The organism is Hydrogenivirga sp. 128-5-R1-1 (assembly GCF_000171895.1).
This window is the reverse complement of the sequence record NZ_ABHJ01000412.1, coordinates 1-1,296: the sequence shown is the minus strand read 5'-3', so window position 1 is coordinate 1,296 and position 1,296 is coordinate 1. Positions and strand designations below refer to the sequence as shown.

Genomic DNA, 1,296 nt, shown 5'->3' with positions numbered 1-1,296 from the left:
CACACTGTAGACGGTGCATTTATAACGGCTGGAATTTTTGCAATGGGAGTACTTGCATTTTATTTAATTAAAAGAAGATATGTTGAAATGGCAAAAACAGGATTCAAATTTGCTGCCACTTTTACTGTAATAGCAACAATAGCGCAGGTAATAATTGGAGATTTACATGGTTATGAAGTTGCTCATCAACAGCCTTTAAAACTTGCAATGGTAGAAGGTAAATTTGAAACTGAAAAATGTGCATCGCTGGATTTATTTGGAATTATTGACCAGGAAAATAAACAATCAAGAATGCTTTTAAAAATTCCATGTCTTTTAAGTTTTCTTTCATATCACGATTTTAACGCTGAAGTTAAAGGTATAGATGAACTTATAAATGATTATCAAAACAAATCAAAAGAGTATGCAAATTTAATACCTGTACTGGAGCAAAAACTTCAGCAGGCACAAACTCCTGAAGAAAAGCAAAAAATTAAAGACCAGCTTGCAGAAGCAAAAGTTAAAGCTCACGCTTTTAACATTAAATATGAAGACCTTCCTTCAATACCTCTTGTATTTACAACATTCCACTTAATGGTTTATTTAGGATTTTACTTTGTCTTAATTGCACTTTTAGCGTGGTGGTTTGCAAAAAAAGGAACTCTTGAAAAACATAAAGGGTTTTTATGGCTACTGGTTCTTTCAATCCCTCTTCCGTATATGGCTAATCTACTTGGGTGGATGTCTGCAGAGGTTGGAAGACAGCCGTGGATAGTATTTGGAATGCTTTTAACAAGGGATGGTGTATCTTTTGTTCCTGCTTCACAGGTTGCCCTTTCTATAGCAGTATTTACAACTATTTACACAATATTTTTCATCGTATTTTTATACCTTATTTTTAAAACTATTGGAAAAGGACCAAATATTACTACTGCTAAAGAAGAATCTGTACCTCCAGTAAATCCAAACCCTGCTTTTACAACAAATTTTTCAAAAAGTGAGGAGGTGAAGTAATTATGCCTATGGAGATGTTTACAACTTTGAATGGAATCTGGTTTTTATTAGCTGGAATATTTTTAATAGGTTATTCACTTACAGATGGATTTGATTTAGGTTCAGGAATACTTCATATTTTTGCGAAAGACGAAAACACAAGAATTACATATATGAATGCTGTAGGTCCTGTATGGGATGGAATGAAGTCTGGCTTATTGCTGGAGGAGTATGCTTTTCGCAGCCTTTCCTGTTGTGTATGCTGTATCTTTCAGTGCTTTTATCTGCAATGTTATAGTTTTATGGGCATTAATACTTAGGGCA

The 1,296-nt window shown here is 33.9% G+C and carries 2 protein-coding genes; both read left to right on the top strand.

The genetic code is table 11. The features are described 5' to 3' along the window. A partial coding sequence (locus tag HG1285_RS01125; RefSeq protein ID WP_008289471.1) for a cytochrome ubiquinol oxidase subunit I occupies positions 1–993 on the top strand: 993 nt, incomplete at its 5' end. A 2-nt stretch (positions 994–995) separates the two neighbouring features. Further along, positions 996–1,292, top strand: coding sequence for a cytochrome d ubiquinol oxidase subunit II (locus tag HG1285_RS01130; protein WP_008289470.1), 297 nt, complete (start codon positions 996–998; stop codon positions 1,290–1,292). Positions 1,293–1,296 lie beyond the last annotated feature (4 nt).